At 49.7% G+C, this 909-nt stretch carries 1 protein-coding gene; it reads left to right on the plus strand.

Annotated features, from left to right (window positions below):
* On the plus strand, nucleotides 1-909 hold a 909-nt coding region (locus AC01FP_RS17980), incomplete at both ends, for a type ISP restriction/modification enzyme (protein WP_474482155.1).

Genomic DNA, 909 nt, shown 5'->3' on the forward strand with positions numbered 1-909 from the left:
GCGCAGGCGGTGAAGGACAAGCCGATCCTCGTGATTACGGGGAACCCGCCGTATTCGGTCGAGAGCCTTAACAATGGCGAGTGGATCACGACACTCATTGAAACATACAAGTACGTCGACGGCGCACACTTTAATGAGCGGAAACACTCTCTGCCTGACGACTACGTCAAGTTTATCCGTTTTGCCGAGTCAAAAATGGAGACCGTGTCTGAAGGAGTCGTGGGGATAATCACTAACCGAGGCTTCGTTGACAACGTGACATTTAGGGGAATGCGTCAACATCTAATGACGACATTTGATCAGATCCACATTGTCGATCTTGGGGGTGCCCAAGGCGACCGCGTAAATGGTGAGCTGGACGAAAACGTGTTTGATATTGGAACAGGCGTCGCGATTAGCCTTTTTGTCAAAGGAACGGCCGAAAAGAAAATCACCTACAGGAAGATATCGGGAAGGCGGATTGGAAAATACAAAACTCTTTCGCTCGAAGTGATCGATCATCCTGAAATTATTGAAGTCAGACCTGCGTCGCCAAATTATTTCTTCGTTCCTCATAGCGAACGTCTCGACGAGGCCGCTAGTCTATCTCTCAAGGAGATATTTGAGACGTCAGGTGTCGGCGTCATAACGGCACGCGACAGCCTTAATGTTGCATTTGGAATCAACGATTTGATGACGCGTCTGAAGCGTTTCGCGTCTCTACCACCGGAGACAGCCCGCTCAGAATTTGCACTGCGAAAAGATGTAGAGGGATGGGCTGTTGAATGGGCGCAGCGGGAACTGCAATCGACAGGTCTGAACTCTGACCTTGTCGTCCCATTTTCTTATCGACCGTTTGATCACAGATCGATCTACTTCACCGGTAAATCTAATGTGGCCAGATCGATGCACTCGCATCGATGGTTGCCG

The sequence above is a fragment of the Cyanobium sp. NIVA-CYA 375 genome, from assembly GCF_056108345.1.